Annotated in this window: 8 protein-coding genes; 2 read left to right on the top strand and 6 right to left on the bottom strand. The window is 66.7% G+C overall.

Translation table 11 applies throughout. The features are described 5' to 3' along the window. Nucleotides 1–46: 46 nt before the first annotated feature. On the top strand, nucleotides 47–535 hold the full coding sequence (locus HK401_RS11000; protein ID WP_181274696.1) for an inorganic diphosphatase: 489 nt from the start codon (nucleotides 47–49) through the stop codon (nucleotides 533–535). Nucleotides 536–644: 109 nt separating this feature from the next. Here HK401_RS11000 and HK401_RS10995 read toward each other — a convergent pair whose 3' ends face one another. From HK401_RS10995 to lysX, 3 genes are read right to left on the bottom strand one after another with little or no spacing between them, the layout of a single operon-like run. Next, nucleotides 645–1,559 carry an alpha/beta fold hydrolase gene (locus tag HK401_RS10995; protein ID WP_181274695.1) on the bottom strand — a complete coding sequence of 305 codons (915 nt, stop codon included), beginning with the start codon at nucleotides 1,557–1,559 and terminating at the stop codon, nucleotides 645–647. Further along, entirely contained in the window at nucleotides 1,556–2,248 is a 693-nt protein-coding gene (locus HK401_RS10990; RefSeq protein WP_181274694.1) for a DUF998 domain-containing protein, read from the bottom strand. Before HK401_RS10990 ends, HK401_RS10995 begins: the two co-directional genes overlap by 4 nt. A gap of 1 nt (nucleotide 2,249) precedes the next feature. Further along, nucleotides 2,250–5,498: a bifunctional lysylphosphatidylglycerol synthetase/lysine--tRNA ligase LysX gene (gene lysX / locus HK401_RS10985; protein ID WP_181274693.1), complete on the bottom strand. Its 3,249-nt coding sequence runs from the start codon at nucleotides 5,496–5,498 to the stop codon at nucleotides 2,250–2,252. Nucleotides 5,499–5,614: 116 nt separating this feature from the next. On the opposite strand from lysX, the gene HK401_RS10980 reads away from it, so the two are divergent. Then, nucleotides 5,615–6,256 (top strand): VOC family protein, encoded by a 642-nt coding sequence (locus HK401_RS10980; RefSeq protein WP_181274692.1) that lies wholly within the window; start codon nucleotides 5,615–5,617, stop codon nucleotides 6,254–6,256. Nucleotides 6,257–6,370: 114 nt separating this feature from the next. On the opposite strand, the gene HK401_RS10975 is transcribed toward HK401_RS10980, so the two are convergent. The 3 genes from HK401_RS10975 to HK401_RS10965 form a co-directional block, all read right to left on the bottom strand. Then, nucleotides 6,371–8,893, bottom strand: coding sequence for a PhoX family protein (locus HK401_RS10975; protein ID WP_181274691.1), 2,523 nt, complete (start codon nucleotides 8,891–8,893; stop codon nucleotides 6,371–6,373). A 144-nt stretch (nucleotides 8,894–9,037) separates the two neighbouring features. After that, entirely contained in the window at nucleotides 9,038–9,799 is a 762-nt protein-coding gene (locus tag HK401_RS10970) for a CPBP family intramembrane glutamic endopeptidase (protein WP_181274690.1), read from the bottom strand. Nucleotides 9,800–9,823: 24 nt separating this feature from the next. Continuing rightward, the gene (locus HK401_RS10965; protein WP_309135966.1) at nucleotides 9,824–13,675 is read right to left on the bottom strand and encodes an efflux RND transporter permease subunit; all 3,852 of its coding nucleotides are present in this window, start codon (nucleotides 13,673–13,675) and stop codon (nucleotides 9,824–9,826) included. Nucleotides 13,676–13,726: the final 51 nt, after the last annotated feature.

Raw genomic sequence — 13,726 nt, 5'->3', positions numbered from 1 at the left:
TTGTACCATCTATTCTAGTGATGCACCCCAACCGTGAAGGAGCACTATGGAACTGTTGGCCACAATCGAGATCCCCCGCGGATCCCGCAACAAGTACGAGGTCGATCACGAGACCGGTCGGGTGAAGCTCGACCGCTACCTCTACACCTCGATGCAGTACCCCGCCGACTACGGCTTCATCGAAGACACCCTCGGCAACGACGGCGACCCGCTCGACGTGCTCGTGCTGCTGCCCGAGCCCCTGTTCCCTGGTGTGCTCGTCGACGTCCGCCCCATCGGCATGTTCCAGATGGAGGACGAGGCCGGCGGCGATGACAAGGTCCTCGCCGTGCCCGCCGGTGACCCCCGCTGGGACTCGTACACCGACATCTCGGACGTCGACAAGTTCACCCTCGACTCGATCGAGCACTTCTTCTCCCGGTACAAGGATCTCGAGCCCGGCAAGTACGTCAAGGGTTCGAGCTGGGTCGGCCGCGAGGCCGCCGAGGCCGAGGTCAACGCCTCGATCGAACGCTTCAAGGCAGAGGGCCACTGAGCCTGCGCGACTGATGCATCCGGCCGACGGACAATCCGGCGACCGAGTGACGATGCCCCCGCCCGTTTCGGGTGGGGGCATCGTCGTCTCTGCGGACGACATCGTCGACTCAGACCGGCATTTCGTCGACTGCAGCGACGATGGCATCGGGGCGATCGAGCATGACGAGGTGCCCGGAATCGTCGAGCATTGTCGGCTCGTGTAAGCCCAGATGGACTGCGAGCAGACGGAGGTGCCGCCGTGAGGGTCCGGGCTGGGCGAAGATCGCCGAAGTGGGAGCCGTGACCGCGCCCGTCCTGGTCCTCAGTGCGCGCAGCTGCGCTCCCTGAAGCCGGTAGCTCAGCCACTCAGCGAGAGCCGACCGCAGCACCTCGGGCCGGGCGTAGGGGTCGCGGAAGATGTCGGGGTCCAGCCGGCCCGGGGAGACCATCTGCTCACGGAAACCGCGGTGCGCGGCTCGTGCTGCGAGGCGGCGCAGCCGTGCGTGTTCGAGCAGCGACAGCGTCGCATTCAGTCCGCGGGCCCGGGCCAGGCGGGCGGCTGTCCCGGGATCTCGGTAGTCCTCGAGTGAGGGGTCGACGAGCACGAGGCCGACCACGAGGTCCGGGCGCAGTCGGGCGAGCGCTTCGGCGCGGAAGGCCGCCATCGAATGGGCGACGAGGACTGCCGGCCGGCCTCGACCCGGCCCGTCGATGACCCGCTGGACCGCCGCGACCTCGGACGTGAGGTCGGGCATGCGCCCGTCCCAGGCGGTGCCCGCGAAGCCCGGTCGGTCGATCGCGAGGATCTCCCGGTCGGGCAGCGCTTCGATGACCGGCAGCCATCCGGCTGCGGGCAGGGCACATCCGTTGAGCAGCAGCACCGGTGGCCGCCCACCGTTCGCGCTGCCGCGGAAGGCGGCGCCTTCGGCCCCCTGCCCGGGACTGTCCCCGGGCCGGAGGTAGTGGGTGAAGCCATCGACTGCCTCGACGGCGCAGTGCCGCAGCGGATCGACCGGCTCCGGCGGGTTCGCACGGGTGTTCATCGATCTCTGTCCTCTCCGCGCCGGGACACGGCGACAGGTTCAGCTGCAGGCATCCCGTCGCGGAGCATGAGACTCAGGCGCGCAGCCCACAGGGACACGAGAAGGACCTGGATCGCTTGGACGTATCCCTCCCCCGTCCCAACCGTCGTCTCGACGACCCAGGAGCCGAGTGTGAGGACGAGCACGATCCCGCCGAGCGTGAGGTATCGGCGAGGTCGTCCGCTGCCCCAGGCGGCGCAGACGAAACTCGCGAGGAAGCCGAGGCTCACCATCGTCGAGGTCAGGGTGTGGAGGGTGAAGCCGGGTCCCGAAGGCGCCTGTGGAAAGAGCAGTCGGCAGCTGGCATCGAGCGTCGGAGCGCAGGGCATATGGACGATCGTGTCGGCGAGGGTTCCGAGTCCCGCTGTGGCCACTGCGAGCGCCAACCACGGTGAGGCGCGCCCGAAACGTCGTCCCCAGCGGCGGCTGCCGAGGACCGCGACCGCGATGAAGAGCACACCCGCGAGGATGTCTCCGGAGCGGAAGAGCCAGTGATAGGGCTGACCTGCGGCGGCGAGCTCGGAGAGGTAGCCCGACAGCGAGGCAGGATGCGGGTTGACGAACGCGAACAGCCACGAGTTGTAGCAGACGACGATGACGACGGCCGCGACCAGCGGCCAGTGCGGGCGGACACTCGATGCCTCCGACACCTCAGTATCCCTTCGGTTTAGCCAGCGGGAACGTGATCGTCGACCGGATCGACTGGTTCGTCAGCAGCATGACCAGCCGGTCCAGTCCCATGCCCATGCCTCCGGCCGGAGGCATCCCGTGTTCGAGGGCGAGGAGGAAGTCCTCGTCGAGAGCCATCGCCTCCGGGTCGCCGCCGGCGGCCTCGAGGGACTGGGCGGTCAGGCGCTGGCGTTGGATGACGGGATCGACGAGTTCGGAATAGGCGGTGGCGAGCTCGGAGCCGAAGATGATGAGGTCCCATTTCTCGGCCAGCATCGGATCCCTTCGATGCTGACGGGTCAGCGGCGAGGTCTCGGCCGGGAAGTCGGTGTAGAAGGTCGGGGCGATGGTACGGGCCTCCGCGACCTCCTCGTAGATCTCCTGGAGCAGGGTGCCCCAGCCCCAGCGCGGTCGCGGGTCGATCCCCACGGCGCGGGCGTGGGCGCGCATGGTCTCAAGATCCGTCGCCGTGGTCACCTCGACGCCGAGGCGCTCGGAGACGGCCTCGGTCAGCGAAATCGTCATCCACTCCTCGGCGAGGTCGATCTCGTGGACGACCCCGTCGACTGTTCCGCGGATGACCGTGGTGCCCAGGGCCGCCTCGGCGGCGGAGATGACGAGGCTGCGGGTCAGCGTACGCATCGTCGCGTAGTCACCGCCGGCCTGGTAGGCCTCGAGCATCGAGAACTCCGGGTTGTGAGTGGCGTCGACGCCTTCGTTGCGGAAGTTGCGGCCGATCTCGAAGACCCGCTCGAAACCGCCGACGAGAAGCCGTTTGAGGTAGAGCTCGGGGGAGATGCGCAGGAAGAGGTCGAGGTGGTAGGCGTTGATATGGGTGTGGAACGGCCGGGCGTTGGCTCCCCCGTGGACGGTCTGGAGGATCGGGGTCTCGACCTCGAGGAAGTCACGGTCCTGCAGGGTCTCACGGACGGCCCGGACGGCTCGGGCCCGCGAGATCATGGTCGACCGCGACGAGAGATCGAGTGTGAAGTCGAGGTAGCGTCTGCGGATCTTCGTCTCGGGATCTCGGATGCCCTCGCGCGGACTCGGCCACGGGCGCAGCGACTTCGCCGCCATCGACCAGGACGTGACGAGAACACAGGCGGTCCCGTTGCGTGACGTTCCCGGGGTTCCTGTGACATCGATGCGGTCGCCTCGGGCGACCCACCGGCGCAGGTGCCGGAAGGATTCGGAATCGAGTGCGCGGCGTTCGACGAGCAGCTGGACGTCGCGGCCCTCACCGCGCAGATCGACGAAGACCACTCCTCCATGGTCGCGGACCGCGAGGACACGTCCGCTCACCGTCTCTCCCCTGGCCTCGGCGGGATAGGGCTCGGCACCGGAGTCGAGCATCGCTTCGCGCACCTGAAGACGGTGCCTGACCTGCGCAGGCACGCGTGGAGCGGAGGCGACAGGTGCCGCGACAGGTGCGGCGGGAAGGAGGTCGGCCGCCTCGGCGGCGGTGTAGATCGGTTGGCTCTCGGCACGAGTGCCGAGCATGGACGGCGCGGTGAGGAAGCCCTCGGCGATGCTCACGGCCAGGCCGATGCGGGCGAGATCCGAACTGTCGGAGTAGCAGAGCATCCGCGGCACCCATTCGGGATGGTACTTCTCGTTCGAACGGTAGAGGGATTCGAGCTGCCAGAACCGGGAGGCGAAGAGGAGGATGTTGCGCCACAGCTTCTTGATCGGACCTGCTCCGAGTTCCTTCCCCTGTTCGAAGGCGGAGCGGAAGACGGCGAAGTTGAGCGACGCCGAGGCGATCCCGAGCTCCGGGGCCTCCTCCATGAGGCCGGCGACCATGAACTCGGTGACGCCGTTCTCCGCCAGGGGATGACGGCGCATGAGATCGAGCGAAACTCCATGCGTGCCCCAGGGAACGAAGCTGAGCAGACCCGCGGTGGAGCGGGCGTGCGGGGCCTCGCTGTCGGGGAAGAGTGCTTCGACGACGAGGCATTGGCCGTCGGCGCCGTCGCCGAAGCGCCCCAGCGCCATGGAGAAACCCCGTTCGGTGTCCCCTTCGCGCCAGTCATCGGCGAATCGGGCCAGGGCTCTCAGTTCGGTCTGCGGGATCTCGACCTGGCGGCGGATGCGCAGGGCGTAGCCCTGAGCCCGGAGTTTGGCCACAGAGCGGTGGACCCCTGGCAGTGTCTGGAGGGAGAAGTCATGGCTGTGGAGCACCGCTTCGTCTCCGACGAGGAGGACCTTGAGGCCGGCTGTGTGATAGGCCTGCGCTCCCTGCCGGGAGGCTGCGAGCACGGCCGGAACCCAACCGTATGACTGGGCGTGGGAGACGAAGGCGCGTGCCGCGTCATTCCATTGGGAGTGCGGACCGATCGGGTCTCCGGCGACGAGGCAGACACCCTTCTCCACACGATAGGTCACGGCGCAGTCACCGGTGAAGAGCGCTGAACGGTCACGGCGAGTGGCGAAGTAGCCGAGGGAGTCTGAGGCTTCGGAGGACAGCAGCCGGCGAATCGTCCGCTCTTCGTCGAAACCGATGCGTTCGGCATGGCGCTGCGAGCGCAGCAGCGTCCAGAAGGCGACGATGATGGTCGCTCCCGAGCAGAATCCGAACAGAGTGAGCATCCAGCTCGATTCGGTTTCCGTGGCCAGACCGAAGAGCTCGGCGAGGATCTGCCGGGCGTGGATGAGCGTGAGACCGCCCATGAAGTACTGAAGAGCGAGCACGAGGACGCTCGAGAGGACGAGGCCGATGATGAGGACGGTGATCGACTTGAGGAAACCGCGTGGCTGGGTCTTGGCGGTGTAGTGCCGACGGTGTCGGAGCAGCTCGATGAGAGTGACCACCGGCAGGATCGAGCCGGTGGCGAAGTCCCAGGTCAGCAGCTTCGGGTCGTACATCGCGTAGAGCAGCGCGATGAGGGCGATGACGACGATGATGAGCACGATGAGGATGAGGAAGTTCCACCATGCGGCGCGTTTGCGGATCGCCAGTGCGGCAGCGAGCATGATGAGGATCACCGAGGACACGAAGTCGACCGGAGCCATCGGCACCACCCATGTCCACAGCCAGGTGAAGCCCGTGTCTACCCAGCTGCCTTCCGGCACCACGAGGTAGGCGAGCATGAGCAGCGCGAGACCAGTGAGCAGGCGGGGCAGCCACCGAACGAAGGCAGGGGACGACGTCGACGGCGAGACCGGGGAGGTAGTCGGCGGAGTCGCGGAGGGAGCTGCGGTTCGATTCGGGCTGCGGTTGGTGGGGACCATGTGCGGATTGTGCCATGGGCACCTGATCTCGACCTTCAGATTCTCGACCCCTCGGACCGGTGAGACTTAGGTCACCCTAAGGAGCGGTGTGAGCCAGGTTATGCCATCGTCGAGTCATGAAACTCGATCATGTGTCATACGCCAGTGAACCTGACGGCTATCGTGCAACGGCCGAGCGGATCTCGGAGAAGCTCGGAGTGGTTCCCTACGACGGCGGTGTGCATCCTCGATTCGGCACCAGAAATCTCATCTTCCCCCTCGCGAACGGCCACTACCTCGAAGTCGTCGAAGCCTTGGAGCACCCGGCCGCTCTCTCCACCCCGTTCGGCCAGGCCGTGCGCGCTCGTTCCGAGCTCGGCGGCGGCTGGATGGGCTGGTGCGTCTCGGTCGATGATCTCGCCGAAGTCGAAGCCCGCCTCGAGCGCAAGGCCGTCGACGGCAACCGCACACCGGAGTCCGGTCTGGAACTCAGGTGGCTGCAGATCGGAGTCAAGGGGCTCATCGCCGATCCCCAGCTCCCGTTCTTCATCAAGTGGTCCGCCGATTCCTCTCAGCATCCGTCGACCTACAAGACCAACAGCGAAGTCGCCATCGACACCCTGCAGATCGCCGGGGATCGTGACCGTCTGCGCGACTGGCTGGGCACCGAGGATGCCAAGCCGATCCCGGAGATCCACATCGACTGGTCCGCGCCCCATGGGACGCCGGGCATCATGTCTGTGAGCTTCGAGACGAAGAACGGTCCCACCACCATCTGAGGCCCGACTCTCTTCAGCGCCGAGACAACGCCGGAGCGCCGAAACCCCTGTGTGCGCACAGTGGTCTCGGCGCTCCGGCGTTGTCTCGATCTCCGTGAGCCGCCTCGGCGGGACTCAGTCGCCGCTGATCTCCTCTTCCGGCGCGGCCTCCGCCTCGGCACCAGCGCCGTTCTTGCGGCGCAGATGAGCTGCCGTGGCCATCGCGCCGCCGACGGCGAGCAGCCCGGCGCCGCCGCCGAGCAGCGGCAGAGTGCTGTCCGTGCCCGTCCAGGGCAGGTCTCCGCCGTCAGCACCCGACCCTCCGGAGCCGGAGCCGCCCGAGCTGGAACTCCCGGACCCCGAGCCGCTGCCTCCGGAACCTGAGCCCCCGGTCCCTGTCCCTCCGTCGGCAGCGGCGCTGGACGCGACGCCCGCGGCGGCTGCGTCCTTCGCTCCGTCCTGCGACCCGGCGGTCGAGCCGGAGCTGTCGGCGTCCGTTCCGGTTGTGTTCCCGCTGGAGTCGGCGTTCTCACCGCCGCCATTGGCATCGTCGCCGTCGGAGCCGCCGCCGGAGTCTCCTCCGTCGGCGTCGGCGTCTTGGTCCTTCGGAGGTTCCGTCGGGTCGGGAGCCGAACCGCCGTCGCCCTTGATCACCTGGACGACGGTCGGTCGCGGCAGGGCGGCCACGCCGGTGTCGACATCGGTCGCGTCCACGTAGTCGGGGAACTGCGAGTGCTGATCGGACCATTCACCGTCCTCACCCGGGTGCTGGACGGCGACGAAGGCCGAATCGTACTCATCGTGGACGAGCGGGCCGCAGACTTCGGCCTCACGAGGCACGGACAGGAACTGTTCGACGCGTCCGCGGTCATCGCCGTCGATGGTGACCTTGAACAGGCCGTCGCAGTAGCCGATGCCGTCGGGGGCACCGTCGGTGGAGATCCACAGGTTCCCGGCGGTGTCGAAGGCGACATTGTCGGGGCAGGAGATCGGTGAGACCTGGTCGGCCGGGAAGCCCGAGAAGTAGGTGGCGTCACCCTGCTTCGGGTCGCCGCAGACGATGAGCAGCGTCCAGTCGAACTCGACTCCGGTGTGGTCGCCGGAGCGTTCGGTGATCTCGACGATATGCCCGTCGCGGTTCTCGGTGCGCGGGTTGGCTTCGTCGGCGCCGGCCTTGCCGTCGGTGCCGCGATCGGAGTTGTTCGTGCAGGCGACGTAGATCCGACCGTTGACCGGGTTCGGTTCGACGTCTTCGCAGCGGTCCATCTTCGTCGGCCCCACCTTGTCCGCGGCCAGACGGGTGTTGACGAGGACCTCCTCGACGGAGAAGCCGGAGACCCGCGACTTGCCGTCCTTGATCAGCGGCAGCCACTGGCCGCTGCCGTCGAATTCGCCGTCGGAGGGCACGTCTCCGCTGCCGTCGATCTCGGCCTTCGGCGAGTTGCCGGTGAACTTCGCGACATAGAGATCACCCGCAGTCAGCAGGGTCTTGTCGTGCTCGCGATCGCCCTCGACATAGGTGTCCTTCGACACGAATTTGTACAGGTAGTCGAACTTCTCGTCATCGCCCATGTACGCCACCGCATGGCCCGAATCGGAGATCGTGATGTTCGCACCTTCGTGCTTGAATCGGCCCATGTTCGTGTGCTTGACCGGGGTGGAGTTCGGGTCCCAGGGGTCGACCTCGACGATCCAGCCGAAGCGGTTCGTCTCGTTGCCGTAGCCGGCATTGTTCGTGTCGAAGCGGTCGACGTCTGATTCCCATCCGTTGGCCGATTCCTCATTGCTCAGCCCGTAGCGCTTGTCCGCCGCCGAGGTGCCCGGAGATCTGAAATACGAGTTGAAGTTCTCCTCCCCGGAGACCAGGGTTCCCCACGGGGTGAGTCCTCCCGAACAGTTGCCCAGCGTGCCCTGCACCTTGTCGCCGCCGGGATAGTCCTTCGTCCGCAGCAGGTCGGATCCTGCCGCAGGACCGGTGAATGCGTATTCGGTGTCGATGAGGAAACGACGGTTCCTCCGCCCGTTGACGTCGACCTTCCACGCGGACTTCTCGTCCTTGCGCATGAGTTCCGCCACGGTCAGTCCGTGGGCTTCGCGGCTGATCGCCCGCTGGTCCGCCGGGTCCATGTCGGTGGGGTACATGATGGCGTCGTTCGTGTACTCCTGGTTCGAAAACAGCAGGGCCCGGTTCGGGTCGCCGTCGTCGACCTGGATCGAGAGGAAGTCGTTGTTGTAGCCGAACTGTCGACGCTGGGATTCGGGGCTCTGGTTCTCCGGATCGAATTTCGGCGAGTCGGGGAACAGCGGGTCGCCCCAGCGCACGATCGGATGCCACGAATACCCTTCGGGGACGATGAACTCGTCGATCTCGTGCTGGACCGGGTCGATGGCGTCGAAGGCGAGGGTGCCAGCGGTGGCGGCCGCCGCGCTGCGGGCGGTCGGGCTCGGGGCCGAGGTCACGGCGATCGCGAGAGCTCCGGCGGCTGAGGCGCCGAGGACCGCACGGCGGCTGAGCTTCGCACCGACGATGTCGCGGAAGTACCCGTTCGACGAGGTGTTGCAGGTGGCCTTGAGGCAGGCATTGTCGCATTTCAGGGCGCAGGTCACGGGACTGCGTTTGCCTCGCACGTGGTCGGCCATCGGCAGCAGGGTTCTCATCGGGTCTCTCCTCGTCTCGGGTTGTTCCACCCGGCGCCTGCAGCGAATGAGGCTCGACGCCGGTCGGCTCACCCGATCGACCCTCCCACCGGCACTTGTCCCGGACCCTACCCGGCAATGAACGCAGGGTGAATGCCCGCGCGGTCAGCCGAAGTCGACGAGACTGAGGACCCCTGGGGCGAGGAATCCGACCGCATCGATGATGAAGTGCGCCCACACCAACGGCATCAGTCGGCCCTTGCGCAGGAAATACCAGCCGAAGATGAGGCCCATGGCGACGTTGCCGAGGAACGGGCCGATGCCCTGGTAGAGGTGGTAGCTCGCGCGGAAGAGTGCGAGACCGATGATGATCGTCCACGGCCCATACCCCAGCTGGCGCAGCCGCTGCGCTCCGAAGCCGAAGATGAGCACCTCTTCGAGGATGCCGTTCTTCGCGGCGGCGAGGATGAGCACCGGGATGGTCCACCAATGGTCGCCGAGGTTGGCCGGCTGCACCTCGGCGGTGATCCCGAGTGCCCTGCCGCCCGCGTACACGCCCAGCGTGCCGATGCCGATGATGAGGAAGATGAGGGTCCCGTGCCCGAGGTCTCTCGCACGGTGCCCGTCGACGCCGAGACGCGCGCTCAGGCGGGGCTGATCGCGGTCACGGGTGAGCAGGTAGAGAGCCAGCAGCACCGGCACGAGGGTGAACGCGATGTCGAGGAGCTGGTAGACGAGGTCGAATCCGGGACGCGGTGACAGTGAGGTGTTCAGCTTCGCCTGGGCCTCGCCGATCGGGCCGCGAGTGACGATGTCGGCCAGCCGCACGATCGCGTAGATCGCGGACTGGCCCAGCGACAGGGCGGCAACGAGTCCGAGCTCGAACCACAGGCGCTTCTTCTCCTGCGGTCCGAGCTCGGTCGTCATGGACTCAACTGTAACCGGGTCGGCTCAGTGTTTGGGTTCGCTGCCCCCGTCAGTGTCGCGGGGCGGCGAGCTGCGCAGCGTGAAGTCGGTGTCCGACTCGGGCCCAGTGGCCGACGAGCTCTCGGAGGGTCGCTCGGTCGCAGCCGCCTCGGCGGATCCGTCCGACCTCACCGAGGTGGCCGTGCCCGTGGATCCGGTCGCCGTCGCCGTGGAGGCCGTCCCATCGGACCCGACACCGGATCGTGCAGCGCCGGACCGGACACTCGATGGGCTCTCCGTGGCCCGCGCTTCGGCGGCGTCGAGGACCTCTCCGCGGGCCATGTTCTTCACGTGCTTCTTCTCTGCCCGGCGCTCCTTGACCCCTTCGAGCAGGAGGTAGAGCACGGGCACGAGGATGAGCGTGAGCAGCGTCGAGCTGACGAGCCCGCCGATGACGACGATCGCCAGCGGCTTCGAGATGAACACTCCCCCGCCGGTCAGGCCCAGGGCCATCGGCAGCAGCGCGAAGATCGTCGCCGCCGCGGTCATGAGGATCGGGCGGTAACGCAGCCTGGCGCCGTGGACGACGGCGGTGCGCAGATCGACACCGCGCAGTCGGAAGTGGTTGATCAGGTCGATGAGCACGATCGCGTTCGTGACCACGATGCCGATGAGCATGAGCAGACCGATCATCGACGTCAGCCCCAGCGGGGTGTCGGTGATGAGCGAGAGCGCAATCGATCCGGTGGCCGCGAACGGGATCGAGACCAGCAGGATCAGCGGCTGCAGCAGCGACTTGAACGTGGCGACCATGATGACGAAGACGATGAGGATCGCCGCGAGCATCGCCAGTCCCAGCTGCGAGAACGCTTCGTTCTGCTCCTGGGTAGCACCGCCGGTGTCGACGGACACCGAATCGGGCAGGTCCACCTCGTCGAGGGCGGACTGCACGTCGGTCGACACCGCACCGAGGTCATCGCCTTCCGGAGTCACCGACACGGTGGTCGAGCGCTGCGAATCCGTGTGGCGGATCGTCGGGGCGGTCTTGACCTCCTTGACGTCGGCGACGTCGTCGAGCTTGATGAACCGCGGCTCCGAGGTCACGGGCGCACCGGCGTTCGGGTCACCGGCTGCACCGGCACCCCCGGCTGCGCCCGCGCCACCGGCAGCACCGCCGCCGGCCGCACCTGCGTCGCCTCCGCCAGCGCCACCGCCAGCGCTACCGGCTGCGCCGGCGTCACCAGCCGCACCGCCCGCGCCGACGGCCGCACCTGCGTCCCCGGTCGCACCGCCTGCTCCGCCGGCTCCTCCGGCTGCACCCGCACCACCCGCGGCAGCAGTCTCCTTCGGTTTGCCGGGAATCTTGAGATCCCGCAGCTTCTTCACGGTGTCGGCATTGCGGTCGAAGAGCAGCACCGAATGGGAGACATCGTCGATGACGACCTCGCCGATCTGCTGACCGTGCATGGCACGCTGAACGTACTGGCCGATGGCGGCCTCGGTGAGGTTCTCCTCGGCGGCCTTCTTGTGATCGACCTTGACCTCGATGACGGGCTGGACCGCCTCGATGTCGCTCGTCACCGACTGTGTACCGGAGACGCCGTCGAGTTTGTCGGTGACCGTCTTCGTCGCGTCCTCGAGCTCCTTCGGATCCGAGGCTGTGAGGGTGACATCGATCGTCTGCGCACCGGGGGTCGAGCTCTGGCTCGCCACCTCGACGTCGCCGGCGCCCTCGAGGTCGTCGAACTGCTTCTGCAGGTTGGCCGAGATCGACTGCGCCGAGACTCCGGACTTCGTGTTGACGATGTAGGTGCCGGTGAGCGAGGAGTCGTCGGTGAACCCGAAGGTCGTCCCGCCCAGCGACAGCTGATAGTTCTCGACATCGGACTCGTCGGCGAGGATGTCCTCGACCTTCTCCGCCTGCTTCGAGGCCTCATCGAGATCCGTTCCGGGATCGAAGGTCTGCGAGACCTGCAGGGAATCCTGTCCGGTGTCACCGAACAGTTCGGTCTTCAGCTGCGGGATCATCGCACCTGTACCGGCCAGCACGAGCACGGCGATGAGGATCATGACGATCGGATGCTTCGTCGAGAACGCGATCGCCGGCATATATGTCTTCTGCAGACGGGTCACCGGCGAATGCATTCCGGCGAGTTCGTCGACGGCTTCCGTCTCATCCTCCGACTCGCCGTAGCGCGGACCGTCGGCGGCCACTCCCGCCGTACGGGCTCCCCCGGCACCGGTGCCCACAGCACGAACGCCGTCGCGACCCGTCGTGTCTTCGGCCTCGGCACCGGCGGCGACGATGTCGCGTCTCTTCTCCGCCTTCTTCGCGGTCTTCTTCTCCGACCTCCACGTCGAGAGCATCGACCTGCGGTTGGCTCGGATCTCCTTCTTCTCAGCACGGGTGAGCTTGACCTTGGCCTCACGCTGCCTCAGGAACCAGTAGGCGAGGACCGGGACGATCGTCAGCGCCACGAACAGCGAGGACAGCAGCGCGATCGTCGCGGTCAGGGCGAAGGGTCGGAACATCTCTCCGGTCTGCCCGGTGACGAACGCCAGCGGCAGGAACACCGCCACCGTCGTCAGGGTCGATGCGGTGATCGCACCGGCTACCTCGGATACGGCGGCGAGGATATTGGAGAACTTGTCGCCTCCCGAGGCGTGTCTGCGTCTGATCGCCTCGATGACGACGATGGAGTCGTCGACGACGCGGCCGACGGAGATCGTCAGCGCCCCGAGGGTGAGCATGTTGAGCGTCTCTCCACCCATCCACAGGCCGACGAGCGCAATGAGGAGGGACAGCGGAATCGAGATCGCTGTGATGATCGTCGCGCGCACCGAGAGCAGGAAGACGAGGATGACGAGCACGGCGAAGAGCAGACCGAGCCCGCCTTCGTTGAGCAGATCGTGGATGGACTGTTCGATGAAGGGCGCCTGGTCGAATGCGGAGACGAATTCCGTGTTGTCCCCGACCATCTTCTCCAGCTCGGGCAGCTTGTCGGCCACCGCGTGCGAGACGTCGACGGTGTTCGCGTCGGATTCCTTCATCACCGACACCGACAGCGACGGCTGTCCGTTGGTGCGGGAGATCGACTCGATGGGTTCATCGACGAGCTTGACGTCGGCGACGTCCGAGAGAGTGATCGGGTCGTCCTTGCCGCTGATGACGAGGTCCTTGATCGCGTCGACCGAGCGGATTCGGGTGCCGACCTCGACCGGGGCGGATCCGTCGTCTCCCTTGAGTTCACCCGCCGAGGTGGGAACGCCGTTGGACTGGAGGATTCCGGCCACCTCGTCGAGGTTCGCACCCTCGTCCTCGAGATCGTCGCGGCGGATATTGATCTCGACCTGCTTCGTCTTCGCACCGGAGATCTGGACCTGGGAGACGCCGTCGATCTTCTTCAGCTCGGGTTCGACGATGTCGTCGAGGTTCGCGGCGAGTTTGTCCTCGTCGGCATCGGAGGTCACCGACAGCGCAAGCACCGGGATATCGTCGGTGCCCATCATCATGACATTGGGTTCGACCCCGTCGGGCAGGGACGGCTGCACCTGGGACACGGCCCGCTGCAGGGCCTTGACGATATCGTCCGAGTCGTCGCCGTACTTCGTGCTCACCGTGATCTGCGCGCTGCCCGCCGAGGACGTCGAGGTCATATCCTCGACCTCGGGCAAAGCGGTCAGCGCGCCTTCGAGCGGGTCGACGACCTCGGATTCGACCGCCTCGGGGGTGGCTCCCTCGTAGGAGGCGGTGACCGTGGCCTGGGGATTCTCCAGAGAGGGGAACAGTTCTTGCTTGAGAGCTCCGGCCCCGATGACACCGAAGATGACGGCGACGACGGAGATGAGCGCGATGAGCGCCCGGTTCTTCAGGCTCAGGCGGGTCAGGAAACTCACACGGGGACTTTCTCTTCGGGGCACATGGCGGCAGAGACACCGCCAGGCCCA

The organism is Brevibacterium oceani (assembly GCF_013623835.1).
Taxonomy (GTDB): Bacteria; Actinomycetota; Actinomycetes; order Actinomycetales; family Brevibacteriaceae; genus Brevibacterium; species Brevibacterium oceani.
Note: the sequence above shows the minus strand (reverse complement) of the source record. Positions and strands in the feature narration are given on the sequence as shown.

Coding starts and splice junctions, on each gene's coding strand:
- HK401_RS11000 (WP_181274696.1), top strand. CDS start 47: ATGGAACTGTTGGCCACAATCGAGATCCCCCGCGGATCCCGCAACAAG.
- HK401_RS10995 (WP_181274695.1), bottom strand. CDS start 1,559: ATGAACACCCGTGCGAACCCGCCGGAGCCGGTCGATCCGCTGCGGCAC.
- lysX (WP_181274693.1), bottom strand. CDS start 5,498: ATGGTCCCCACCAACCGCAGCCCGAATCGAACCGCAGCTCCCTCCGCG.
- HK401_RS10980 (WP_181274692.1), top strand. CDS start 5,615: ATGAAACTCGATCATGTGTCATACGCCAGTGAACCTGACGGCTATCGT.
- HK401_RS10975 (WP_181274691.1), bottom strand. CDS start 8,893: ATGAGAACCCTGCTGCCGATGGCCGACCACGTGCGAGGCAAACGCAGT.
- HK401_RS10970 (WP_181274690.1), bottom strand. CDS start 9,799: ATGACGACCGAGCTCGGACCGCAGGAGAAGAAGCGCCTGTGGTTCGAG.